This is a genomic window from Candidatus Melainabacteria bacterium, from assembly GCA_003963305.1.
Classification (GTDB): Bacteria; Cyanobacteriota; Vampirovibrionia; order Obscuribacterales; family Obscuribacteraceae; genus PALSA-1081.
On the sequence record RXJR01000005.1, the window covers coordinates 138,689 to 164,006 of the forward strand.

The following is a 25,318-nucleotide window of genomic DNA, read 5'->3' on the forward strand; positions in this document are numbered from 1 at the left end:
GAATGCCGCGCTTTGAAAGCGCGGCATTCGATTCAGCTTATTCAAGACAAATCTGGTGAGACCAGCAATCGGCTCAGCCAAACTTACCGTGTTAGTTGTTTTCGTGAAGCTTGCGTACTTCTTCAGTAATTTTCGGTACAACTTCCATAACGTCACCAACAACGCCATAGTTTGCGTATTTGAATATTGGTGCTTCAGGGTCCTTGTTTATCGCCACGATCACTTTAGAAGAAGACATTCCGGCAAGATGCTGAATCGCGCCAGAGATGCCGACTGCAATGTAGAGCTGAGGGCTTACAGTTTTTCCTGTTTGACCGACCTGGTGTCCATGATCGATCCAACCTGCGTCCACAACGGCGCGGCTGGCTCCAAGTGCAGCTCCCAGAACGTCGCAGAGATTTTGCAAGATAGGCCAGTTCTCCGGTCCCTTGATGCCTCTGCCACCAGATACGATGATAGCGGCTTCGCTCAGTTCAACCTTCTGACCTTCTGCAGAATGCGTGGCGGTCACTTTGGCTCGCACCTGAGCCGGCTTTACAGAAAGCTCTTCAACAGTCGCCTGGTGAGCGGCATCCTGCTCATTAGCCGGAAACACATTCGGTCGCAAAGTAACAAAAGCGAGCGGTGCGTTGAATTCAAATACACCCAGTGTTTTGCCGGAGTACATCGGCTTGATTGCTTCCAGACCTGAGCCGTTTGCTCTCAATTCGCTCACATCCGAAACGCATGGTGCATCCAGGCGTGCCGCTGCTCGCGGCATCAAATCTTTAGACAGCGCCGTTACAGCGGCAAAGACAAACTTAGGATCAGCTTTAGCTACTGCATCTGCAATAGCAGCGGCATATCCTTCGGTCGAATAACTGGCGAAATCTGCGCCTTCAACGGTGTAGATTTTGCCTGGTTTGTACTTATTGACCTCGGCAACCGCGGTTTTCGCACCTTCACCAACAACAACTGCGCTGACTGGCTCATTCATCTTGGAGGCCTGACGCACAGCTTCAGACAGTGCTTCAGCGCTGGCTTTGCGAATTTGACCGTTGCGCTGTTCAATGAAAACCAAAATACCTTGTGACATTTCTTTCTCCTAGAATAAAGGTTAGATAACTCGTGCTTCGCTGCGCAACAGCTGAACCAGTGTTTTTGCTTGAGTATCGGGGTCGCCTTCGATCTTCTTGCCCGACGGGCGATCTGGAGGCATGAGCATCTCTTTCAATTTGACTTTGCGCTGGTCTCCACCAACTTTTCCTTTCACTCCAAGAGCGGCTGCATCTTTGACAGCAATTTCTTTTTTGCGAGCAGCCATTACACCTTTGATCGATGAGTAGCGGGGCTCGTTCAGTCCTTTCTGGGCGCTGAACACAGCAGGCAGTGAACCTTCTACTGTGTCATGTGCACCTTCGACTTCGCGCTCGGCTTTAAATTTGCCGGCTTCGATTTCCAGCTTCATCAACACTGTCGCTTGAGGCAAGTCGAGCAATTCAGCCAGAATCGAGGGCACCTGGTTGTTGTCGCCGCCGACGCCTTGCTGACCGCAAAGAACAACATCATAGCCACCATCTTTGATGGCAGCAGCGAGAACCTTGCCGGTGCTCAGAGGGTCCAAATTCTTGAAATCGTCATCTTTCAAGTGAATCGCTGAATCGATGCCACGGGCAAGCGAGTCACGAATCACGTCTGTGCACTCATCTCCACCCATCGAGATCACGACCGTCTCACCGCCGTGCTTCTCTTTGATTCTCAAAGCCTCTTCGACCGCAAACTCATCGTATGGGCTAGTGATAAAACGCACACCGCTTAGGTCGATATTCGTCTTGTCGGCGCTGACGACGATCTTAGCTTCCGTGTCAGGCACGGCTTTCACACACACAGCAATCTTCAAGGACTTTCCTCCTGCCAATTTACGCAAAGAAATTATAAGTTTCGCGGCGCGGAAACCGGGATTTTTACCACATTCCTTAATTAGGAATTGGCAGCAGGTAGTAAAGGGAGCGCTCTTTTCTAGAGCTTCTCGTCCAGACTGTTGTTATGCGGCGTTTCAACGCCAGCCGACGAGCCCGAGGTCGTCGAACCAGACTCTACAATTGCACCGGAACCGTTGCGCTTGGGATAAGTAAGGATGCCGTGCTCAGACAGATAACATTTTTCCTGGTCACACCAGACAATTTGTTCGACCAGCTCATCCGGGTCGTCAACGACGGTTATTAGGTCAAGCTCGACTTCTGAAAGGAAGCCTCGGCGCACAACATCAGTGCGCAGCCAATCCAGGAGCGGCTGCCAGAATTTGGAATCGACCAGAAAGAGCGGAAAGTGCTTGATACGCCGGGTTTGAATCAATGTCAGGGCTTCGAATAATTCGTCAAGCGAGCCAAAACCACCCGGCATGATCACAAATGCCATGGCGTATTTGACAAACATCAATTTACGCACAAAGAAATATTTGAAGTCCACAGAGACAGTCTGATGCCGGTTGCCTTGCTGCTCGCGCGGCAGTTGAATATTCAACCCAATAGATGTACCGCCGGCGGCGAGTGCACCTTTGTTACCGGCTTCCATAATTCCCGGTCCGCCGCCTGTGATTACAGCGAAACCTCTTTCAGCCAGCTTGCGGGCGATCACCTCCGCTAATTTATACTCCTCAGAATCAGGTCCGCAGCGAGCTGAGCCAAACATCGATACGGCCGGACCTATCTTTGACAATTCGTCGAAGCCTTCGACCAGCTCGGCCATGATTCTGAAAATGCGCCACGTATCGCGCGCAGTCATTTCATCTAAGACGAATTGTGTGTCCGACATACTTACTTCCTCGAATCACTCGATATTGTTTAACCGGCAAGAAAAACTTGCAAGGCATGACTCTCAGGAATCATCCCCGTTTTGATCGAATTTTCCAATCTCGTCAAATCAAGGCGCTTTTCGATCAGTCTTTCCAACGGGATCTTGGAGATTCTCTTGAGATCTTTTTCTATCATAAACTCCTTTGCCTTGAGTTCGCCTGCCACCCGACGTACTAATTCATTCATCGGCAATTCGCGGCGCAGCACCCCCGGAGGAGTAGGCAAGTCGTGATTGAACTTCTCGCACAACGACTTCATCAGTATCCACTTTGAGATCATCGTTTGCATGGTGGCAATAATTGGCATAGCACTCTGCCTGGTCAAAAGTTCTTCCGCGCTGGCAAGGGCTTCTTTGCCTTTGCCGCTCAACCAGTAATCAGCCAGGGCAAAAACATGTGAATGGTATGGACTGAGTTGAACGACAGCCTGATAGGTAATGTGATTTCCAGGCAAAACGTGGATAGCCGCTTTCTCGATTTCGGCTGCGATCTGCCTCAAGTTAGCTTCAGTGCCGTCAAGCAGGTATGTGATTGCTTGATCTTCAATGGTCGCACCGTGCCGTTTTGCTTCGGTACGACACCACGAACTCAACTTGCCGTTGGGACTGCCAACGTAGAATTTTTCCTTCTCGAATTTTTCAATTTTGGCGTGCTTCTGCGCTGCTTTAGTGGTTTTCAGCGTCTGATCGAGATTGAAAGGGCAGGCAAAAATCACATACGTGTTCGCTGCCACTGATGCCAGTGACTTTTCCAGATCATCTAAGAGGCGTTCTCTGTCTTTCTCTTTCCCCTTACCTTCGGATTCGGATTTGCCGCCTTCATCGCCGCTTTTGGAGCGCTTTTTCGTAAACAACTCGCAGCGATCGATGAGCACAAGCTTATTGCCCGGACCAAAGGGCAAGGTCCCCGCTGCTTCGATAATCTCTTGCAGGGGCGGATTATCGAGGCGCAAAAAATTCACCGAAGCCCAGTTTGAATCAACCAGAGTGGCGCGCAAATCCTGAACTCGCCTGGAAAGTTCGAACTCTTCATCACCGGCAACAATCAATACTGGCAAATGTCTTTCCTACACGAAGTTATGCAATACCGCTTGCTTCAGGTTTCAACCGTTCACCGGTAGCAATGAAGTAACTGCGTTTGGCGATAGACGCAGCCAGATCTCCCATGCGTTCGAGAAAGCGCCCGCCGAACAGAAACTGAGCGCGCATTTGTGCTCTGGCGGAATCTTGCGATCCCAGGTCAGAAAGCAGCTTCTTAGACAGAACGTCATCGAGATAATCGACCTGGCTGTCTCGCTTTAAAATCTCTTGTGCCTTTTGCGCTGAATCTGTGATGTAGCACAGCAGCACTTCCTGCACCATCTTGTGCACTACATCAGCCATCTCAGGCAGTTCAGCAGGCACGTCCAATTTGTCCTCGCGTGCCCATGAGCCGATTCTTGCCACTCTGTTGGCATGATCTGCCATGCGCTCGAACTTTTGGGCGATCGTGGCACTGACAAACAAAGTGCGAATATCCTTCTCTTGCAGCATATCTTTCTCAAGCAAAAGATCCAGACATTTTTCCTCAATCTCGGTAAACATGCGATTAATAGCCACTTCCTGCTGCTCAATCTGCTCAAGATCCGCACTTGGATCTTTTCTGAGCATACGAAGCATCTGTTCGACGGTGCGTTCCACCAACCGACCCAGAGTCAGTACATCTTCTTTGAAGAGCATTATCGCTTCGACTTTCACAGCACCACTCCTATTGACTGAGGTCTTTTGATTTTTCACCCGGTGGATTCAATCTATATCCAGAGCGGTGAACAGTTTCCAGTAATTGCGGATTTTTAGGATCCGCTTCCAACTTCTGCCTGAGCCAGCGAACGTGCACGGCAACTGTTTTCACATCGCCGGCAAAATCAGCTCCCCAGACTTGATTGAGCAGGGTTTCCGTTGATAGAGTCTTGCCGGCATTCTGCATGAGGGTTCGTAGCAGGCTAAATTCCTTAGGCGACAAGTCGATTTGCTTGTTATGCCAGAGTAAAAGTTTGGCTTCGTTATCGAGCACAAGATCGCCAAGTTGGATGCGCGCGTTTTTGCCGCTTGCTTTTCCAGCCCTGCGCAACAGCGCTTGCACTCTGGCAAGCAGTTCGATGGCGCTGAACGGTTTAGCCAGATAATCATCGGCCCCGGCACTGAGTCCGGTGGCAACATCAGCCGGGCTGGATCGTCCAGTCAACATCAAAATCGGAACATCAGACGATCTTGAGCGAATCAATTTGCAGATTTCAGGACCAACCATGTCGGGCAACATCCAGTCCAGAATGACGAGCGAAGGGGACAGTTCATCAAACTTGGCAAGCGCAACTTCGCCCCGGTTGAATGCCGTGACAGCAAAACCGTGTCTCTTCAAATTGAACTCAAGCGTGTCGATGATTGTTTCATCATCATCAACAAGCATCACTTTTTGTGCACTGGTGGTCATTTCTTTTCTCTCAACGACTGGCACCAACGCTTCGAGGCGATGGAAATTCTAACTGGAAGACAGAGCCGCGCCCTTCTTCGGAGATCACACTAATTTTAGCACCGTGCAAATCAGCTATATGCTTCACGATTGATAATCCCAGTCCTGTACTGCCTCGTGATGCAGCCCGATCGATTCTATAAAAGCGCTGAAAGATCTTGGGAATCTCCTGGGCCGGCATGCCAATACCCGTGTCTTCCACTGAAAACATGCCTGGCTTGGCGCCTGACTTGATGGTGACGACACCGCCTTCAGGCGTGAATTTAATGGCATTTTCAACCAGGTTGAGAACGACTTGATCGAGCTGCTCAGGATTGGCATAGATATAGAATCCGCCCTCAACCTGCACATCAACGCGTATATTCTTTTCGGACGCTTGCTTTCTGGTCGTCTCAACGGCATAGTTGGCCCGCGCTTCCAGCGGCACCCAGAACTTAGAAACGTCGCGCCGAGAAGCGCTTTGTTCGACAGAGAGCAAATTAACAACAAGACTTTGCAGACGATCGATTTCGGTTTTGGCACGCGAGAGCATGCGCCTTGCCGTGGCCTCGTCTTCCAGAGCACCACCATCAAGCAAAGTCTCAATCAGCAACTTCAAATTAGCTATTGGTAATCGCAGTTCGTGAGAAGCTTCAGCAATCCAATCAGCATCTCGGACAGGCTCGCTCTGTGCCGGTTGTTTTACGGCGCCGTCGTCTTTCAGCGAAACTTCAACGCGAGCTTGTTTGGGCTGTTCAGCAACCTTAATCTCACTTCGCTTGTTTTTCTTGGACGCTTCGTTAGGCGGCTTATTACGCATATCCAGTCCACGACTGACGTGCGTGCTAATAGTACCTGATGTACGAGCCAAAGCTGTCGAGTATTTTCAGATATCCAACAACACTTCTTGACGGCAGGATCTAAAGAGATTCAAAGAGAGATACAATCGCCAGTCAATCGTTGCAATTGAGGAGACTGCTTGTGCCACCTGTAACTTTATTGATTTTAGACGGCTGGGGATACACCGAAGAAAAGCGTGGTAACTCGATCAAAGCAGCGAAAACCCCCAACTACAGCAATATGCTGTCCAAATTTCCCAACAGCTTATTGCAGGCATCGGGCATCCACGTCGGTCTGCCTCCAGGTCTGATGGGCAACTCAGAAGTCGGTCATTTAACGATAGGCTCCGGACGTGTTGTTATTCAAAAACTGACTTTAATAAGCAACACCATCGCAGATGGCACTTTTTTCAGAAATCCTGTTCTGGCTCAAGCAGCCGAAGTTGCCAAAGCCCCGGGTAAGGCTTTGCATATTATCGGATTGGTCAGTGACGGATGCGTTCACTCAAGCCCGGACCATCTCGACGCCCTGATTGAACTGGCGAAACGCAACGGCGTCAATGAACTGGTGGTGCATCCGATTCTGGACGGACGCGACACGCCGCCGCGTTCGGCACTGCGATTCATGAGAGAACTGCAGGAAAAGCTTGCAGGCATAGGCAAAATCGGCGTTGTCTGCGGCAGATACTATGCCATGGACCGCGATAATCGCTGGGAGAGAATTGAAAAGTACTGGCGCGCCCTTGTTCTTGGTGATGCGCCGGCAGCAGAGTCGGCGACTAAAGCTGTCGAAGAGTCTTATGCCGAAAATCTCAACGATGAATTTGTGCTGCCTCGCATAGTTACAGCCAGACCAATTCAGGACGGAGACGCAGTGATTTGCTTCAACTTCCGACCAGATCGCGTCAGGCAGATAAGCCGAGCCCTGACTCAGGAGAACTTCGAACCATTTTTGCGGCCCGTCGTCCCCTCAGTTTTCTACGGCTGCATGACCGAATACGACAGTTCACTCAACATACCGGTGGCTTTCAACCCTTCGCAACTGCCTTCACAGGATATAGACAACTCTCTGCCTGAGTGGATGTCGTGTCATCACAAAGCACAATTCCACACTGCAGAAACCGAGAAATATGCCCATGTCACTTATTTCCTTAATGGTGGCAAAGAGGCGGCATGCGATGAAGAAGTACGGCAGTTGGTTCCCTCTTTGAAAATCGCCACCTACGATCTGGCACCACAAATGCAAACGCCTCAGGTCTGCGAAGTCGCTTGTCAATCAATTGCCTCAGGCAAGTATCCTTTTATAGTTTTGAATTTCGCCAATCCTGATATGGTCGGTCACACAGGCATGCTCGAAGCCGCAGTAAACGCTATCGAATCAGTCGACGAAGCATTCGGCATGCTGCTCGAGGCGACCAGCGCTGCTCAGGGGTCACTTGTAATCACAGCGGATCATGGCAACTGCGAACAAATGATCGATTTGCGCACAGGGGAACCGCATACGGCTCACACCACCAACCCGGTACCACTTGTGGTGGCAGACTTTCAAGCCTCCGACCCGCTCGGCTTGAAAACCGGCACCAAATTAGGTGACGGCAGTTTAGCCGACGTAGCACCGACAGTCCTTGCTCTCATGGGCATGGAAAAGCCCAGACAAATGACCGGTAATTCTCTTTTTAAAAGATAATCACCGTTAAAAATATTGCCTCTTAGCCGTCACTAAAAATTGACGGCCGGCGAATTTCTCTTTACAATCCGCCGCGCGTCAAGAGAATTCAGCCTTTGCGGCAATTTTGCCAATCGATATGAGTACATATGTAAGCAATCTTGTCGATATCGTTCCGCCGCGTGAATGCCAGGCGGAGACGTTACTTTAGCAGCAGATATGCATTCCAAGTGGTTTGACTCGGGTTCATTTAAATGTATAATTGCGGCCGTTCCAGAGTTGGCAAAAAGTTACTAGTTTGCCTTTCGAATTACACAACGAACAATCTCATTAGGCAAAGAAGGAGACGATCAGACTTTATGACTTCGAAATTCCAAACCATCGCCCTTGCTGCGGCTAGCTTCGCACTCGTAGCTTCATTGGCGGCATGTGGCGGTTCTTCAGAAACCTCTACAACAACCACGACAAGCACAACGACAGCTACGCCTGACGCAACTGCGACTTCCACTTCAACTACCACCACCACTGGTGCACCAGCAACTACAACTGGTACAACAACAAGCACCAGCACAGCAACAACAACTACCCCGTAGTTTTGTCGCACTGGTAATCTGAATAATCAGGTTTCTTAGCCACTCTTTGGTTAACCAGAGAGTGGCTTTGCACATTATAATTTCAAGCATATGGCAATTTCAGGTGTACCGATGCTCGTCTTGAACGCAACAGACAAAAACTCACGCTCCGGCTATAACGGCAGGTTGGCAGCCAAACTGGCTCTCATTATCGGAATGACGACCGGAGCAACTGTAAACTTGCCCGGTTTCGCTCAGACGGAAGCGCAGGCTTTACCGGGTCTCATGCCTCAGACGCAAGTGATGCCGACAGCGCCTTCAGCTCAGCCAATCGTACCGAGCCCCGCGCCCCTGGCACAGCCTGCGGTGCCGCCCACTCCGGCTTCACCTCTCTCCTTTCTGGACATCAGCAACGGTGGATTCGGTAAAGTCGATCTGGAGATTGACAACGCTCGTTTGCAAAATTCATCAATCGACAAGATGCGTATCATCGCCTCAGACCTTGATATGAAGGCCGGCACGCTGAAAGGGCTGAACATAACCGTGACGGGCGGGCATTTCCCAATGTTCGTTTTCGACCAGTTGAACCTGAACTCCGCTATCGACATGTCTTTTGACCCCGTGGCGATGAAGAACGACAAAGTTTTGCAGTTCAAAACCCCAGTAGAAGCGGAAGTGTCAGCCGTAATCAGTCAGCAAAGCCTGAATGCATTTCTTGGCGCCCCTCAGACTCTGGAGAAACTTTCAGTTACTGCCAATAAAAAGGTCGGCATGATCGCCAGCTTGCTGGGCGCAAATGCCTCCAATTTTGGTATCACCTTGAGCAACGCCAATGTGACACTGCAAAAGCAGAATCGCGTTTCAATCACCACCGATGCCAATATTGGTCTGGGGACAGGTTCAATGCCCATGCCGCTTGAACTGAATGCCAGATTGGGTCTGGAAAACGGTTGGATCGCAGTGAGCGATACGCACCTGAACACCAACGGCAGCGAAATCTCACCCACTTTGTCTGAAATGCTCGTCAAAAAAGTGAATGGTCTGGCAGCATGGGGCAGCAAATCTGATGATATTCAGTTCAGCTTCACTGACATGAAAGTCGTGCCAGGCAAGCAGTTTAGCCTCAAAGGCACAGCCAAGATCAGTCGCTTGCGCTTCGGTCAACAAGGGCCGGCAGCGACTGAATAATTCTGGCCCATATACTTAAGGGATGTTAGGGGGTTATTCTAAGATGGTTCGGCAGGAAACTGACGAAATTGAAATGGGAATCAACTTCAGCAGAAAGTGAGTGTGGATGCATCGGCGGCGCGACAATCGGCAATGGGATCAGCTCAGACCGATAAAATTCACCAGGCACTTTACTAAAAACGCCGACGGCTCAGTGCTCGTCGAGTTCGGCGACACCAAGGTTTTCACTACCGCTAAGATCGAAGAAAGAGTGCCCGCATTCTTGCTTGGCAAAGGCGAAGGCTGGATTACAGCTGAGTACTCTCTTCTTCCAGGCTCCACCTTGCAGCGCTCCCAGCGCGAAGTGACACGCGGACAGCCCTCAGGCCGCACCAACGAAATTCAAAGGCTAATCGGCCGCTGTATGCGAGCCGTGGTCGACCGGCGAGCCCTTGGTGAACGAACGATTACGCTCGATTGTGATGTTCTTCAAGCCGATGGTGGCACCAGAGTTGCCGCAATCAGCGGTGGTTTTCTGGCTTTATATGACGCCCTTCTGAAACTGCGAAAATCAGGTGTCTGGGATGATTTGCCACTGCTCGAACACATGGCAGCAGTGAGCGTCTGCCAGATCAACAACCAGATTCTCCTTGATCCCAACTATCAGGAAGACTCACAGGCAGAAATGGACAGCAACATAGTTCTTACCGAATCCGGAAAGATTCTGGAACTGCAAATCACTGCCGAATCCAAACCATTCGACAACAATAAGTTGCCTGATCTGATGGCAGTTGCCGAAAAGGGCGTCAAAGAAATTATCGCCATGCAATATTCGGCTCTCAAACAGCGCTGAATCGAGTCGTTTTTCCAAACTCTGCCAGGCTGTGAAATAGGCAACGATAGCGAGCGGATATTTTCAGTAACTTAAAATTGCGGCTAATTTTGGCGCGCAATCTTTGTTCATTCATCATTGAGACTAGCCTGCCGCATGCCTTACGGCTGGCGTGTTTTTGGCCCATATCCATTACGAACTAAAATTTATGTTCAGCGCTTCTGACAACGGCTACCGTACGCGTACACTAGAGGTCAAGAGCGGGTCCGAAACAGGAATCACTGGAGCAAAATGGGCAGTGCTGGATTCAATCCAATAAGCGAAGCGTTTAGCGACGTCACCGCGGGCAAGATCATTGTCTCCTGGTGGCGAGTCTTCTGGCGAATCCAGAGAATTCAAGGCTACAAAGCCGCTCTCAGAGTCTTTCCAATCGTGTGGATGATTATCTACGCCGTGCGTGGCTTTTCCAAGCATCACACACAAGAGTTCGAGCGCATGAAAGATCGCTCCGACGATCGCGATCCTGAAGAGATCGCTCTGACTAGCGAACAATATGACGAGCTTCGTATTCTCGGTCGCAAACTTTGCAAGCAATTAAACGATTTAGGTCCGACCTTCGTAAAAATAGGTCAGACACTCTCCACACGAGCCGACCTGGTGCCTCTGCCGGCTATGCTCGAACTGGCGGTACTGCAAGAGAATGTCGAGTCTTTCCCGACTGCGGAAGCCAGAGAAATTATCGCCCGCGAGTTGGGCGGCGCGCCTGAAGAGCTGTACGCGGAGTTTGACTCGGTCCCGATTGCGGCAGCCAGCCTTTCTCAAGCATATAAAGCCGTTCTGAAAGACGGAAGAGATGTCGTCGTCAAAGTCCAGAGACCCGGACTGCCCAATCTGATTGCTGCTGACGTGCAGGTTTTGGCTGCCGTTGCAGATGAGGTCATGAACTATCCAAGCCTCTGCCGGCACACGGACTGGCCTGGTGTTGTCGACGAATTCGCCCGCACCACCTTTGAAGAAATAGACTACATTCGCGAGGGTCGCAACGCCGACAGATTCAGGCACAACTTCCGAAACGCCGACCACATCTGCATTCCACGTATCGTCTGGAAACTGACAGGCCGACGCGTCCTCACTATCGAATACATCCCGGGCACTCGCATAACCGATCTAAACGCGATTCGTGAAAGCGGCATGACACCTGATGAAGTCACCAAGATCGGAGCCAACTTCTATTTGCGTCAGTTGCTGGAAGACGGGTTCTTCCATGCCGATCCGCATCCTGGAAACATGCGCCTGATGCCGGACGGTCGCATAGGTATCTTCGACTTCGGCATGGTCGGCAGACTGACTCCAGAGCTGAAACAGCATCTGGTCAGCGCCCTGGTCCACGTTATCCAACGTGACTATCGCGGTCTCATCGATGACTTTGTCGGCATGGGCTTCTTGAGCGATGATGTAGACAGAGACGCTCTGTTCGCCGACCTGTCACCTATAGTCGAAGCTCGTTTTGCCGATGGTATGAACAAAGTGCGGTTCAGAAAGATGCTCTTCGACTTTTCGGAAGTCTGCTATCGCTATCCGTTCCGCCTGCCGACTGACTTTACCTATGTAATGCGAGCCTTGCTGACGCTCGAGGGCGTTGCTCTGTCGATCAACCCACAGTTCAACTTCATCGACGCCGCTATGCCATATGCTCAGAGGCTGGTGCTCAAGAATAACGCCATCATTGGCAATGCCATCGTCAAAGAAGTCTTCACTGAAGGGAAATTCAATCCCCACGCGGCTATTAAGCTCTTCAAAGCAGCGGCGAAACTCTCGAGTATCGTCTAGGTGATCGAATACTTATCCAAGAATTTGTTTCACATAGTTGCATTCCCTTGCACACTCTTCATACTGATGTAATAATTCCAGTGCGTCAAAAACGACACTACATCGGCGACCTATGGTGAAATCACCACTAAGGGCGGCGGATAGCGATTAAATCGACTGGAGTTTTTCGGAATCAGGCATATCATAGGTTTCGAGCCGTCAGCGGGCTCGGTAGGTTACTGAAGAGGTCTCTTGAGAGATCTCGCACGACCAGGTAACGATACGAAAATATGGCGTTAAGCTTAACCTCAAACCACACCGGACATGCGACAGAAACTTGCGTTCACTGCTCGACAGCGCTGGAAATTACTGCCAGATTTTGCGGTGAATGTGGAGCCCCCGGCAGACAGCGCCAATCTACCAGTCAAAACGAACACCGAACCTTTGCTCAATCATTTGCAGCCCACCGCACCCCCGGCATGATGGTGCAGTCGGCGGACCACGCAACCGGCGTCAAGACACAGTTATTGCAGAGAGCGCCGCAGAAAACACCGAATTTCGCCAAGCCGAAGAACGATGTGCCCCAGGAACTCAAAGACGAGCTTGCTAAGCTGATTGTGCTCCTGGCCCGAGAAAGACTTTTCCTCTACATGCACTGCGGTATCTTTCTTACGGCCAATCTTTTCGGATTCTATGTGGCGATGCGCTGCTACAACGGCTTCATCGGCGATGAAATGAGCAAGCTGATGATGGCAATGACACCTCTTCTCTTTATAAACGCTATTGCGTTGGCCTGCCTGGCTCCTATCAAAGGCACAAAGCGCGAGATTGCGCGGTTGAAAGAACAACTCACATACGTCAAGTTTCAAATTGAATATCGGAACGTGTTTTAGCCACAATTAGTCACGGCTGAAACGAATCTGGATGCTGCCACAACTGAAGCTGTGGTGATCTCTCATGTGTAATCCGGCTGTGCAGATCCGGCTGTGCATAACTAGCTGTGCGGATCCGGCTGTGCGTAACTAGCTGTGCGGGATCCAGCTGTGCTTATCTAGCTGTGCGGTTTACTGAAATGGCCTGCGTCAAATCGCCGCCACTGTCATGGACCGGACCGAGCCGCGCCAGTCTGCGCACTGGTCTGTGCAAGCACAGAACAGTGCTGCAAGCGTATATCAGTTTTTGTCAGGCTGCCAGCTCAAGTTAGGTTTGCGTGCAGCAAGAGCTTCGTCCAATCTTCCCACTGGTGTCTTATGTGGTGCCGATTTGACGAGTTCAGGTTCATTCTTGGTCTCTTCGTCGATCTTGAGCATGATCTCAACAAACTCATCGAGAGTCTCTTTCGACTCGGTCTCAGTCGGCTCAATCATCATTGCTTCCGGCACTACCAGAGGGAAGTAGACGGTCGGTGCATGCACACCGTAATCGAGCATGCGTTTAGCAATGTTGGTGGTAGCCACGCCACGTTCCTTCTGCATACTGCCGGAGAGCACGAACTCATGCATACAAGGTTGGCCGTAAGCAACGACGAAGTTTCTCTTCAACTTTTCCTTGAGATAGTTGGCGCTCAGAATCGCATCGCGCGACACCTGACAGAGTCCATCCCGTCCGTGCGCCATGATGTATGTGTAAGCCCGCACAAGGATGCCAAAGTTACCGTAGAAGCCCTTCACCTTACCGATTGATTGAGGGCGGTTCCAATCGAGCGTGAACCGTTCCTGCTCGCGACGTACGACAGGCTTCGGCAAGAATGGTTCCAGCTTGGCCCGAGCAGCTACTGCGCAACCTCCGGGACCACCGCCGCCGTGCGGAGTGGAAAAGGTCTTGTGCAAATTCAAGTGGCAGACGTCGAAGCCCATGTCGCCTGGTCTGACCAGACCCATGATGGCGTTCAGATTAGCGCCGTCGTAATAGAGAAGTCCGCCCGCTTCGTGTACCAGCTTTTGAACGGTTTGAATCTCTTCTTCAAACAAGCCGAGCGTGTTCGGATTGGTGAGCATGATGGCCGCTGTATCAGGTCCGACCACAGCTTTAAGAGCATCTATATCGACCAGTCCGCGCTCGTTTGATTTGATCTCGACGACTTCAAAACCACACAATGCCGCCGTCGCCGGGTTGGTACCATGGGCGGTATCGGGAACAATCACCTTGCGGCGCTTATGTTCACCTTGAGCTTCGAAGTAAGCTTTGATGAGCAGAAGTCCGGTCATCTCACCGTGAGCACCGGCAGCAGGCTGCAGCGTCACAGCCGGCAAGCCGACGATTGCCGCGATTTTCTCTTGCAAGTTCCAGATCAATTCAAGCGCGCCTTGAATTTGATCTTCAGGCTGATAGGGATGCAACTCGCGAAATCCTTCCAGGGCAGCCATGGCATCATTTACTTTCGGGTTGTACTTCATCGTGCATGAGCCGAGCGGATAAAAGCCACTCTCGATGCAGTGGTTAAGTTTGGAAAGTCGAACGAAGTGGCGCATCGTATCCAATTCACTGACTTCGGGCAGGGCAGCCGGAACTTTGCGAATGTATTTGGCAGGCAAGAAGTCAGTCAACGATTTCTCTGGAACGTTCACCTGGGGAAGAATCGTGCTGCTTCTTCCTTTTCGGGATTTTTCATAAATCAGTTTTTCCATCTCATGCTCCAGTGTTATTGCGCCTAACTAATTTCATTCAGTCCGAACTTGGTTTCAAACAATCCGCTGCTGATCGACATCTCTTACTTAGTGTTCGAATATATCTTTCCAGCCGCGCAAATCCATCTCACACACGATTGGCAGAGCCTGAAACAGGCGTTCAGCCAGATGCATGCGATCTTCACGCTCCAACAAATAACGCAGCTTGGATTGCAGTGCATGCAAGTTGCGCACATCGTTGGCTGCATATTCCAATTGCGAATCGGTCAAATCAGGTTTGGCCCAATCGCTCGATTGGTCCGTTTTATCCATCTCCAGACCCAGCAATTCTCGAGTCAAATCTTTCAAGCTGTGCCTGTCGGTATAGGTGCGCACCAACTTGGAAGCAATCTTCGTGCACCAGATCGGATTGACTGTAGCGTTGAGGTAGTGCTTCATGACGGCAACATCGAAGCGAGCAAAGTGGAAAAGCTTCATCACATTTTCGGCTTCCATCAACTTCTTCAAGTTTGAATTATCGCGAGGCAAGTCACTCAGATGCTGGAATCTCACAAAAGTGACCAGACCTTCGTCATCACAAATTTGCACCAGGCACAAGCGATCGCGCGGAATAATCAAACCGCGAGTTTCCGTATCGACGGCAATGCACTGTTTCTTCAAATAGTGATTGAGCCGCTCTTCAGGCAGATCATGTTCGAACAATTCGGGCTTTCGATGCTTCACTACAGCCTCTGTAGACACGTCAGTCTCCTTGTTGATGCCGCTTCTGAATCTCAGAAAGAAACGCCGACCGGCCTGATTTCCTTTACATAAGATGTGAGCGGACTTATCCGAGGTTTAGCTTTAGCAGCAAGCCGCATAGCTTACCCAGGGCACATTATAGTGCTTTGCCAAGCCGCTCAGATGGCTCATTTCAAGTTATAAAGCCACCTTAAACAAGGAATAGCAATTGGCAACCCGAGATCACTCAACTTCACCACAATAGGCATCGCGCAGCAACTCGCACAGATGCGTGACCTGCACAGGCACTCGACGTTGATTGACGCCCGCCTTGATTTGCAGCATGCAACCGGGATTTGTCGTCACCACAGTATCGGCACCGCTCTCCTTGATTAAGTCCATTTTGCGGTTCAAAACTTCCATGCTCAGTTCAGTGTGGAGCAGATTGTATATACCGGCACTACCGCAGCAGTGTTCTGCTTCTCTCAATGGAATAAGTTCAATCTTATTTGGTGTAACCGAGTTGACCGCAGCGGCAAAATCCAGAAGCAGTTTCTGGGGGGCTTCTCGAATGCCCTGAGCATGAGCGAGATGGCAAGCAGCATGGTAAGCAATCTTCAAGTCAGGCAGTTCGGCTCCACAACGGTCGTTGTGCTTAAAGTCGTTTTTCGCCAGTTCCTCGGTGACATCGACGATTCGTTGCGAAACAGCGGAGGCTCGAGCCGCATATTCTTCATCGTCATGCAAAAACTCTGCATATTGCTTCATCATCGCCCCGCAACCGGCTGAGGTCACGACAATTGGACCTTCGGTCACCTCCAGAGATCTTATGTTTCTCCTGGCCAGCGAAAGCATCACATCAGTCTCACCGGCGTGAGCAGCAAGCGCACCACAACAGGTTTGTTCGGGCACTTCCACGATGCAACCCTGCGCCTTCAACAAGTCTATAGAGGCATGGTTGACCGAATTATAGAAAACATCCATCACACATCCGGCAAACAACTGAACGGTGCCTTTCTTCTCGCCTGCCTGCCACGACTTTTTTGGCAGTGGTTTGAACGACGGAATCTCAGGCAACAACGCATTCAACTGCCACAGCCTGTAGAAAAGCTTCTGGACGGGGTTTTGCTGGAGCGGTTCAGAAGTGGCAATAGGCTGATTCGGTTTTACACCGGCCAGTCTTCTCAATAGCTCACCGCCTTTGAGCCGCTGCCACTGGCGCATTACACCGGCTACAAAATGCAGTCTGGGGTAATCAGGCAAGAGGTTGGAAAAGCCAAAACGCATACCGAAGCGCAGAATTCCGGGCTTTCGCGCCGCCAGATGTGGTCGAGCCTGATCCAGGATATTTTCGTACTTGACTCCGGAAGGGCAAGCGGTCTGGCAACCGAGACAACCAAGGCAGGAATCGATATGCTCGGCAAGACGTGATTGCAAAGGCAGAGTGCCCTCGTTCCACTGATTGAGCAGGTAAATTCGCCCACGCGGCGATTCCATCTCGCGACCGGTAGCCAGATATGTGGGGCAAGCGGGCAAGCACAGTCCGCAATGGATGCAAGCATCCAAAAGTTCTTTATCGATGAGCCGCTGCTGCGGCTGAGATTGCGGGCTGCAAGGTTCGGACATACTGACTAAAGCATAACGGCATCGTCACAGAACTGCCAGTGGATTTAGACAGCCACTCGGGTCGAAACGCTCCTTTAGTGAAGCTTTAATTTGCGAGATCTTCTTTATATCCGCCCCCAGATATTCAATTTCGTACTCGAGTTCAGATGCCGCCATCGCCACTGTATGCGGTGCAGACTTTCGCAAAAGAAATGATCTGAGCGAATCGTTCAACTCGTAAAGCCGGGTCAGGTCGCGCGCATACAAGAGAACTCGCCCGGTTGAAACACGATACTGAAAAGTTTGGTCGGGAGCGGCTCTCAGCCAGTCGGCAAGGAGCAAAGAAAACTCAGAGACGCTGGCGGAAAGCTCCAGTCGGGGAAAAGCTGGTGCTGCACAAATCTGCAAGAGAGCCTCCGCGTCATCAAACGAAAGTTCCGAGTTGGTGGTGCCTTCTCGTTTAAAAGCGCGAATTTGAGGAATCAATTCCTTAATCAACTCATCATGACCGGCAACCCGCACAATCAGTCCGAATTTGTTCCATCGCTGCGCCAATTTAGCCGTGCCATCCGAAAGCACTGCTGGTTCTCTGACAATCGAAAGGTCTAACAGTTCGCAGCAAACGAGCGAAAGATCAGCGCCAATCAGATCTCCTGCCAGCAAGAGCAAATCTTGCGCGCTTGCACCGTGAAAGATAACTGCTGCTGTTTTCTCGGGTCGCGCATAAAGCCGCAAGTGCGCAGCATAAGGCAGCGCCAGGGTTCCATGCGACCCGACAATCAATTTGGTAGTGTCGTAGCCGGTAACATTCTTCACAACGATACCACCGGTTTTGATCTCGATGCCACTGCCAGTGATTGCATCAAGCCCTAAGACCAGATCACGCACAGCACCGAAACCGTGTTCTAGTGGTCCACCATCACCGCGGTTAATGAGGTCGAGCAAGCTTGTTTGGGGCTGCGCGCTGACCGGAAACCATTGACCGAACGGCGTTAAATACGCATTCAATTCATGTAACGTGATGCCGGTTTCGACCGAAATAACCTGATCCTGAGGCTCGTGATGCAAAATGCGATTCATAGAGCTGAGATCAACAAAGACAAATTCTCGATCGTCCAGGCGAGATGCCGGAACGGTTCGGGCTGGCCCAGTTAAAACCGCCGCAGCTGTAGATGCCGATGCCTTAAGAACCTCCGCCAGTCCACGGGCGTGAGAGATGGACATTTGAGTCCAACGTCCGGCTTCACCTGAAGCCGAAGTTGCCACCACAGAAGCACCATCAATGGCTTTTGAAAGTTTTTGAGATAAACCTACCGAGCCTGATTGCATTGTATTTTTCGCTTGATGATAATTACCATGGTGCTACCTGAGGTAAGCTTGGGTTGTCTATCGGCACACATCACTTGAGATCGACGACACTTGGCAGATAATTCAGATAAAAAGCTCGTACTCGTTTCAGGATACTACGGCTTTGGCAACCTGGGCGATGAAGCGATTCTGGAAGAGTTGACTAATGAGCTTAAAAAGCTCATATCGCCTTCGCAAATTGTCGTACTTTCCAACAATCCGCAACAAACTAAAGACGCCTTCGGTGTAGAAGCCGTAGACCGCTGGAAACCAGCCAATCTGCTGCCCTTGCTCTCTCGTGCGGCTCTCTTCATAAGCGGTGGCGGCGGGCTGTTTCAAGATACGACAGGGATCAAATCAACGATTTTCTACGGTTGTCAAATTCTTATGGTACGGGCGCTGGGAAGAAAAGTCTGTGTCTACGCCCAGGGCATCGGTCCGCTCAAAGGTGAAGCAGCAAGGGTCCTGGCAAAGCTGAGCTTGCAGCAAGCAAACTTCATTACTGTCCGAGACAGAGACTCTCAAAAGCTCCTGGAAGAGTGGAATATCGCCAGTCTTCTCACAGCCGACCCCGTCTGGTGCCTGGAACAAACAGATATTCCCGGAAGAGCACTCGACCAGATTGCCCAGCTGAAAGCAAAACCCGGATTAACAGTCGGGCTCTCTCTTCGCAAGGCAACAAATTTCAGCGACAAACAATTGGACGATCTGGTGGCTGTGATGGATCGGTCACTTGCACTCGATACTAAATTGTTGCTCCTGCCTCTGCAAATGGAGCAGGATATCGGTCCGCTCAACAGGTTTGGTGAACAGTGGCAAGCTAAAGGTCGGTATGCTGAATTTCTGCATACAGACGAAATTGAAAGGCCCAGTCAGTGGCTCGCTATCCTTTCGCAACTCGACCTGCTTGTCGGAATGAGACTGCATGCACTGATTATGTCGCTGTCGAGCGGCGTACCCGTCGTCGGTCTCGCCTATGACCCGAAAGTGCGACATGTACTGACGCAGTTCAAACAGCCAATCTTAAATCTAACCAAGGACGGTGATGGCAGCGGCACATTTAAGGAGTGGCTGCCCACTATGCAGACCGCAGTGGCAACTCGACAGCAACTGGCGGCGAACGCACGCGAGGAAGCCGAAAGTGCGAAAAAATTGGCTTGCCAGAACTTCGAGCTTTTAGCTAAAATTCTATTACATGCAAAGTGATCTTCTGGATGCGATCAGTGCGGACCGGATGGAAGTTCACATTCCCATCGGCACCGCATATAATGTCCATATTGTCAGCCACATATAAACAACGTCAAAAAGTCCTTGGTTACCCCGTCGACACGGTCGATGAGGCGCTGGCACTCGAGATTATTGATGAAGCCTGGAATAACAAGCGCGGGCTGCACGTCGTCACCCTCAATGCCGAGATGGTGGTCGCCTCGCAGCAAGATCAAGCCCTTGACAGAATCATCAGACATGCCCATTTGATTGTGCCGGACGGTTCAGGCGTGGTCTGGGCTCTCAGACTACAAGGTCATGGCGCTGACCGTCTTCCAGGCATCGAACTGGCTAATGCAGCGCTTGGACTGGCAGCAAGAAAAGGCTCTAGAGTAGCGCTTCTGGGCGGCAAGACAGAAGTTCTGGAAAAAATCAAAGCGACGCTGCCGACAATGCACCCTGGTTTGAACATAGTCGCCAGTCACAACGGTTACTTCTCGCTTGATGATGAAGACCAGCTCGTCGATCAATTCGCAGATGCGAAGCCTGACTTGATGCTGGTGGCACTCGGTGTTCCCAAGCAGGAATACTTCATCGACCGCTGGAGCCATGCATTTCCAAACACCGTCATGATTGGTGTGGGCGGCAGTTTCGATGTCTGGGCGGGGAACGTCAAACGAGCTCCCGCAGCATTTCGAAAAATGCATCTGGAATGGTTCTATCGTTTGATGGCTGAACCATGGCGCTTTAAGCGCATGAGTGCGGCGTTACCGTCATTTGCCATGCAAGTCTTGCAAGAACTGGCGCAAAACAAGCTTACTGAGAAGAAGCATGGTGAGAAAGTCCGCTCCGAGCGGCAACCGAAACCCCACGACAAGTCGAAAGAACGATCGAAGGACAAATAGAGCAGCAGCTACTCTGGCTTTCCGGTCAGGCACTCGAACCATCTCACATCAAAGATGTTTCGCTGCGTTCTCTTGCACACCTCGGAGATGCGGTTTTTCACCTTTATGAGCGGGAGCGAGAAGTAACTCGCACGAGTTCAGCCCGCCAGATGCATAAACGCGCTCGTGTGAAAGCCACTCAGCAAGCCGAACTTCTTCAGCTCTTGCTGCCTTCTCTGACCGAAACTGAATCAGACCTGGTACGTCGGGCAAGAAATCTGAAAGCCACCGGCTTCAGAAAAGTCGACCAGAATTCATATCGACACGCTACCGCCTTCGAAGCGCTGCTCGGCTACCTTTATCTGACCGATTTCGCCCGTCTCAAAGAAATATTGCAGATTACTGCAGAACCGCAAATTTAATTAGGATTACGCCTTTGACAGCCAGATCCTTAAGGATAAGTTGCTGATGGCTTTTCTTGCCTGGTTCTAGTGTTAACTTAGGCTTAGGAGAGGTCTCTCCGCCGTTTACCGTCGAGTACAAAGAGAACATTGCAAGCATTAGGCACAAAGTCGGAAGACATCTACAGTTGCCTCGTGGAACATTCCGCAGACGGCATGGTCGTGAGCGATGCAGCGGGCATTATTACAGCCTGCAATCCGGCATTTGTTAAGCTGCTCGGTAGAGGCGAAAAGGAAATTGTCGGGCGCAAGCTCACATCTATCATCGACGAAAATGTCGAACGACACGATCATGCCCACCCCATGTCCGACACCGCGGGTGGTGGCAAAGCGAACAGCAGTGAAAACGATCCCTTCGCACCACACACCAAAACAGTCGTGTGCAAAAACGGCAATTTGACGCTGCCGGTCAGCCACATTCCAATCAAACCCAAAGACGGCAAGACGGAAAGTACCCTGACAATCGTCTACATCATCCAGGCTAACACCGTCCAACAAGCTCAAACGGAATTCGTGAGCACTGTAAGCCATGAATTGCGTACGCCTTTAACAAGTATCAAGGGCTTCGCAGATACCATTTTGCGTGCCGGCGACAGGCTCGACTTGAGCCAGCAACGCCGCTATGTGGGCATCATCAAAGATCAGGCCGATCGACTGACCAGATTAGTGGAAGACCTGCTGGCAGTTTCAAGATTAGAATCAAAAAGAATGCAGCTCACCATCAGAGCTATCGACTTGAACGGCGCCATTCAACGCGTCTATCGCAATCTCTCCGACAAAGCAAAAGATCATCGCATCGTCATCAAAGTACCGGCAGGTCTGCCTCCGGTTTGGGCCGATGCAGATCGTCTGGAGCAGATTCTCACAAATTTGATTGATAACGCAATTAAGTACTCGCCTCCCAAAACGACTGTAACCGTGACGGCTCTGGACAATTCAGAGATGGTGGAATTTTCGGTAAGCGACCAGGGAGTGGGCATACCACAGGAACATCTGGGACAGATCTTCACGAAATTCAGTCGCCTGGACAATCCACTGGTAAGGCAAACTGAAGGCACGGGATTGGGACTCTATATAACTCGCTCACTGGTGCTCGCACTGGGCGGTCAAATCAAAGTCGCCAGTTCCGGCACCGGCACCGTTTTCACCGTACTACTTCCAGCTGCGACATTAGAAGAGCAGGCTGCCAGAGGGCGCGACTGATGATGTTGCCCACGCCCCAGATTCTGGTCATTCATCAGCCTCGCCAGGCTGCAGATTACGCATCGGTTCTGGAAAAGACGGGCGCCCGCGTCAGCGCCGTCACTTCGTTTGAAGAAGCAAACGAGTTGCTGTCATTTCTTCACCCCGATTTGATTATCCTGGCGGCGCACATGCCGGAAGGGGACGGGCGACTCTACTGTCAGCAAATTCGTGCCACGCTGGTTCACCCGAGACCCGTGCTTGTTTTGCTGCATGAATCCACTGACGTCAACGAGCGTATCAGCGCCTTCCGCTACGGTGCCGACGACGTGCTCGGTGATCCGATCGACAAGAATGAACTGGCGATCCGGGTGCTGGCGCACTTGCGCCGCCGCCAGGAAGAATTCCTCAATCCATTGACGCAACTGCCCGGACAGAACCTGATCAGACGCATGCTGGAACAGAGCCTGGTCTCAGACAGACCGTGGTCGGCAATGTCTTGCGACTTGAACAAGATTCGTGTTTATAACGAAACATACGGTGACCTGGCTGGTGACCAGCTGATTAAGGCGCTGGGCGCCATTCTCTCTCACGTCGCCGATGACAATGATTTTGTTGGGCACATTGAAGCGGATGATTTCCTCATGGTCAGTCACGGGGAGCATCTGGAGCGCAAAGCAAAGAAAATTTGCGACCAGTTCGACGAAATCAGCCGCCGTTTCTACCCTCGCGGCGACATCGAGCGAGGCTATTTGATTTCGACGGGGCGCGGCGGTATTCGCAGACGCGTACCCCTTATATCCATTGCTATTGGTATCGTATCCAGTACCAAGCGGAGATTCCAGAGCTACGTCGACGTGCTTACGACCTCACGAGACTATCGTTATGCCGCCAAGCGAAAAACAGGCTCAGCCTGGGTGAGTGATAAGGAAGTTATAGAGCCGGCACCGAACGTAAAGCGCTCCCAACACCATCCCGACTCAGACAAACTGCCGAGCATTCTGGTTGTAGAACCAGACGGCGCCATGGCCTGTTTACTCCAGGAGACCCTGTCGCTGGAAGGTTACGCAGTCGAGGTAACGAGTTCCGCAGACGACGCTCTCGAAATCGCCAGAGAACGGCATCCCGACCTGGTGCTGCTCGAATCACATCTGTCGGACCGACAGATGGACGGTTGGGAGCTATGTCGTGTCCTCAAAGAAGACCGCGACCTGTGCAATATATGGATAGTAATGGCAACCTCTCACCCAGATCAGTCAGCCGCGCTGGAAGCGGGAGCTGACCTTTATTTGCCCAAACCTTTCGATATGCCGGCTTTGTTGTCTGAAGTGAGCTACCTGCTGCGCTCGGGCATCAGCGCTTAAGCCGAGTCGAGCCAAGCTAAGCTGAGCTGAGCCAGGTAGAGTCGCTGTAATTTCAGTCAACCCAAATGTGCCACCATATCTAGTGCACAACTTTTACCTGGTTCAAAATCCAGTCAACAGCCTCGACAATTGATGGAGCCTGATAATCGGGTTTGACGACATGCTGATACTCGCCCTTCAGTACGGCTTCTCCATATCCTGTTGTAACGAGGATGCCCCTGGCGCCGCAGTTTTGAGCAAGTTCAACATCTGTCGCCTTGTCTCCGATCACAAAAGATCTGGTTTTATCCAGCTCCGGATGTTCAGCGTAAGCCTGTTCGACCATGCCGACAGCGGGCTTTCTGCAGTCACAGGCACGATTGAACGGTTCGACCGTACCTTCTTCTAAATGCGGGCAGTAATAAACGTGGTCGAGATGGGCATTATTCTCTTCAAGCAATCTCAAGAGGCGCGCGTTCAGTGCATGAATATGAGACTCAGCATAGTATCCGCGCGCAGCGCCGGTTTGATTGGTAACCAAAATAGCGGCAATGCCTGCTTGATTGAGCTTGCGAACAGCCTCGGCGGCGCCATCAATGAGGACAAGGTCGTCCAAATTGCGAATGTAACCAACTTCAACATTGAGAGTGCCATCGCGATCTAGAAATACAACAGGCTGCTTGTTCATTGCGTTGTCCCTGGTGCTTGTCATACTAATGACAGCGCCGTCAGTTCTATCGATACATTTATAGCACTGGCAGCGAAATTATTACTATTTGCTACAGTCAATAGGAGATAATGGAAACGCTTGCTGGCTCTGACTTTAGGAGAAGAGCGGGCAGAAAACATGGTCGTATTAGAAACGCGCCTATGTTAGGATGAGCTATCGAATTTCTATCTAGTAGTGAGCTGTGAATGAGACTACACGACGATAATGCCTCGTTCCGCTTCAATCAAGCTGGGCTTCGTAAATTTCTCGGCGACCTTGAGTGCGAGATTATGGAACTGGTTTGGAAAAAAGCGGCGCCAACTGTAACTGTTCGCGAAATTTACGACGTTTTGCGCCACGAGCGCCAAATCGCCTACACGACAGTGATGACAACAATGGTCCGGCTGGCTGAAAAGGGCATGCTGCGCATCGTAGACAAGGCAGGATTGGCTAATTGCTATGCGCCTGCGGAGTCGAGAGAAGAGTTTCTTCAAAACGCAGTCTCCCGTGTCCTGGATATCTTCATCAAAGATTTTCCAGAGGAAGCCAATCACTTCCTCGATGAATACGCCAACCGTGCCAAGAAGCAACCATCGCGCAAGCGCTGACTGATGCCACCATATCTGGTTACAGATAGTACCAGGCGATCTGGGAATGTCTTGATGCATTCGCTCGCACTGGTGACGCACGCCTGAGACATGCAATACAAATCGATTAGGGTTCAACTCCAATTGTTGATTGGAAGCACTTTGAGCAACAATCACAACGAGATTGAACGAGCAACCAATCCCAACAAGCGATTGAACCTCAACAAGAGTTTGAACGAACAACCAACTAAAGCAAAAAAAGGGCAGTTCTTGCGAACTGCCCTTTTCGTTTGTTGATTCGTTCTTATTGGTTATCTGGAATTGGTGAACCTTCAGGCAACGTTGGTGACGTCTTCTGATGTCTTTCCGATCTTCCCGATGTGTAGTGTCTTTCGTCGATGACGGTTGGCTCTACCTGGAACAGGTTGATGTCTCTTGGTCC

At 50.9% G+C, this 25,318-nt stretch carries 24 protein-coding genes; 12 read left to right on the top strand and 12 right to left on the bottom strand.

Annotated elements, in window-relative coordinates; genetic code table 11:
* Window positions 1-91 precede the first annotated feature (91 nt).
* The 7 genes from EKK48_07600 to EKK48_07630 form a co-directional block, all read right to left on the bottom strand.
* Window positions 92-1,075 (bottom strand): electron transfer flavoprotein subunit alpha/FixB family protein, encoded by a 984-nt coding sequence (locus EKK48_07600; protein RTL44141.1) that lies wholly within the window; start codon window positions 1,073-1,075, stop codon window positions 92-94.
* 21 nt (window positions 1,076-1,096) lie between these two features.
* On the bottom strand, window positions 1,097-1,879 hold the full coding sequence (locus tag EKK48_07605; GenBank protein RTL44142.1) for an electron transfer flavoprotein beta subunit/FixA family protein: 783 nt from the start codon (window positions 1,877-1,879) through the stop codon (window positions 1,097-1,099).
* Window positions 1,880-1,998: 119 nt separating this feature from the next.
* On the bottom strand, window positions 1,999-2,793 hold the full coding sequence (locus tag EKK48_07610; GenBank protein ID RTL44143.1) for a TIGR00730 family Rossman fold protein: 795 nt from the start codon (window positions 2,791-2,793) through the stop codon (window positions 1,999-2,001).
* 29 nt (window positions 2,794-2,822) lie between these two features.
* On the bottom strand, window positions 2,823-3,890 hold the full coding sequence (gene holA, locus EKK48_07615; protein ID RTL44144.1) for a DNA polymerase III subunit delta: 1,068 nt from the start codon (window positions 3,888-3,890) through the stop codon (window positions 2,823-2,825).
* 19 nt (window positions 3,891-3,909) lie between these two features.
* On the bottom strand, window positions 3,910-4,569 hold the full coding sequence (locus EKK48_07620) for a hypothetical protein (protein RTL44145.1): 660 nt from the start codon (window positions 4,567-4,569) through the stop codon (window positions 3,910-3,912).
* A gap of 10 nt (window positions 4,570-4,579) precedes the next feature.
* Window positions 4,580-5,302: a response regulator transcription factor gene (locus EKK48_07625; GenBank protein RTL44146.1), complete on the bottom strand. Its 723-nt coding sequence runs from the start codon at window positions 5,300-5,302 to the stop codon at window positions 4,580-4,582.
* Window positions 5,303-5,312: 10 nt separating this feature from the next.
* Window positions 5,313-6,140, bottom strand: a complete 828-nt coding sequence (locus tag EKK48_07630; protein ID RTL44147.1) for a hypothetical protein — start codon at window positions 6,138-6,140, stop codon at window positions 5,313-5,315.
* A gap of 155 nt (window positions 6,141-6,295) precedes the next feature.
* Here EKK48_07630 and EKK48_07635 point away from each other — a divergent pair, with 155 nt between their 5' ends.
* The 6 genes from EKK48_07635 to EKK48_07660 all read left to right on the top strand — a co-directional run bounded on the left by EKK48_07635 (window position 6,296) and on the right by EKK48_07660 (window position 13,098).
* Entirely contained in the window at window positions 6,296-7,846 is a 1,551-nt protein-coding gene (locus EKK48_07635) for a 2,3-bisphosphoglycerate-independent phosphoglycerate mutase (protein RTL44170.1), read from the top strand.
* Window positions 7,847-8,184: 338 nt separating this feature from the next.
* A complete protein-coding gene (locus tag EKK48_07640) occupies window positions 8,185-8,418 on the top strand; it encodes a hypothetical protein (protein RTL44148.1) in 234 nt (77 codons plus the stop codon).
* Between the two features lie 111 nt (window positions 8,419-8,529).
* The gene (locus tag EKK48_07645; GenBank protein RTL44149.1) at window positions 8,530-9,585 is read left to right on the top strand and encodes a hypothetical protein; all 1,056 of its coding nucleotides are present in this window, start codon (window positions 8,530-8,532) and stop codon (window positions 9,583-9,585) included.
* Window positions 9,586-9,691: 106 nt separating this feature from the next.
* Window positions 9,692-10,417 (top strand): ribonuclease PH, encoded by a 726-nt coding sequence (locus tag EKK48_07650; GenBank protein RTL44150.1) that lies wholly within the window; start codon window positions 9,692-9,694, stop codon window positions 10,415-10,417.
* Window positions 10,418-10,687: 270 nt separating this feature from the next.
* Complete coding sequence (locus EKK48_07655; protein RTL44151.1) at window positions 10,688-12,226, top strand: AarF/ABC1/UbiB kinase family protein; 1,539 nt, start codon at window positions 10,688-10,690, stop codon at window positions 12,224-12,226.
* A gap of 269 nt (window positions 12,227-12,495) precedes the next feature.
* Window positions 12,496-13,098, top strand: coding sequence for a hypothetical protein (locus tag EKK48_07660; GenBank protein ID RTL44152.1), 603 nt, complete (start codon window positions 12,496-12,498; stop codon window positions 13,096-13,098).
* A gap of 279 nt (window positions 13,099-13,377) precedes the next feature.
* Here EKK48_07660 and EKK48_07665 read toward each other — a convergent pair whose 3' ends face one another.
* From EKK48_07665 to EKK48_07680, 4 genes are all read right to left on the bottom strand, one after another.
* A complete protein-coding gene (locus EKK48_07665) occupies window positions 13,378-14,844 on the bottom strand; it encodes a glycine dehydrogenase subunit 2 (protein ID RTL44153.1) in 1,467 nt (488 codons plus the stop codon).
* A gap of 75 nt (window positions 14,845-14,919) precedes the next feature.
* Entirely contained in the window at window positions 14,920-15,555 is a 636-nt protein-coding gene (locus EKK48_07670; protein ID RTL44171.1) for a ribonuclease D, read from the bottom strand.
* A gap of 240 nt (window positions 15,556-15,795) precedes the next feature.
* Window positions 15,796-17,178 (bottom strand): (Fe-S)-binding protein, encoded by a 1,383-nt coding sequence (locus EKK48_07675; protein ID RTL44154.1) that lies wholly within the window; start codon window positions 17,176-17,178, stop codon window positions 15,796-15,798.
* 24 nt (window positions 17,179-17,202) lie between these two features.
* On the bottom strand, window positions 17,203-18,486 hold the full coding sequence (locus EKK48_07680) for an FAD-binding oxidoreductase (GenBank protein ID RTL44155.1): 1,284 nt from the start codon (window positions 18,484-18,486) through the stop codon (window positions 17,203-17,205).
* Window positions 18,487-18,576: 90 nt separating this feature from the next.
* Here EKK48_07680 and csaB point away from each other — a divergent pair, with 90 nt between their 5' ends.
* The 5 genes from csaB to EKK48_07705 all read left to right on the top strand — a co-directional run bounded on the left by csaB (window position 18,577) and on the right by EKK48_07705 (window position 23,601).
* A complete protein-coding gene (gene csaB, locus EKK48_07685) occupies window positions 18,577-19,710 on the top strand; it encodes a polysaccharide pyruvyl transferase CsaB (protein RTL44156.1) in 1,134 nt (377 codons plus the stop codon).
* 8 nt (window positions 19,711-19,718) lie between these two features.
* Window positions 19,719-20,615, top strand: coding sequence for a glycosyltransferase (locus EKK48_07690; protein RTL44157.1), 897 nt, complete (start codon window positions 19,719-19,721; stop codon window positions 20,613-20,615).
* The gene (locus tag EKK48_07695) at window positions 20,600-21,016 is read left to right on the top strand and encodes a Mini-ribonuclease 3 (protein RTL44158.1); all 417 of its coding nucleotides are present in this window, start codon (window positions 20,600-20,602) and stop codon (window positions 21,014-21,016) included. Before EKK48_07690 ends, EKK48_07695 begins: the two co-directional genes overlap by 16 nt.
* 129 nt (window positions 21,017-21,145) lie before the next feature.
* Window positions 21,146-22,258, top strand: a complete 1,113-nt coding sequence (locus tag EKK48_07700; protein ID RTL44159.1) for a PAS domain S-box protein — start codon at window positions 21,146-21,148, stop codon at window positions 22,256-22,258.
* The gene (locus tag EKK48_07705) at window positions 22,258-23,601 is read left to right on the top strand and encodes a response regulator (GenBank protein ID RTL44160.1); all 1,344 of its coding nucleotides are present in this window, start codon (window positions 22,258-22,260) and stop codon (window positions 23,599-23,601) included. The genes EKK48_07700 and EKK48_07705 overlap by 1 nt, the downstream gene beginning before the upstream one ends.
* Window positions 23,602-23,680: 79 nt before the next feature.
* On the opposite strand, the gene EKK48_07710 is transcribed toward EKK48_07705, so the two are convergent.
* Window positions 23,681-24,268, bottom strand: coding sequence for an HAD family hydrolase (locus EKK48_07710; protein ID RTL44161.1), 588 nt, complete (start codon window positions 24,266-24,268; stop codon window positions 23,681-23,683).
* A 227-nt stretch (window positions 24,269-24,495) separates the two neighbouring features.
* On the opposite strand from EKK48_07710, the gene EKK48_07715 reads away from it, so the two are divergent.
* Complete coding sequence (locus tag EKK48_07715) at window positions 24,496-24,897, top strand: BlaI/MecI/CopY family transcriptional regulator (protein ID RTL44162.1); 402 nt, start codon at window positions 24,496-24,498, stop codon at window positions 24,895-24,897.
* The last annotated feature ends 421 nt before the right edge of the window (window positions 24,898-25,318 follow it).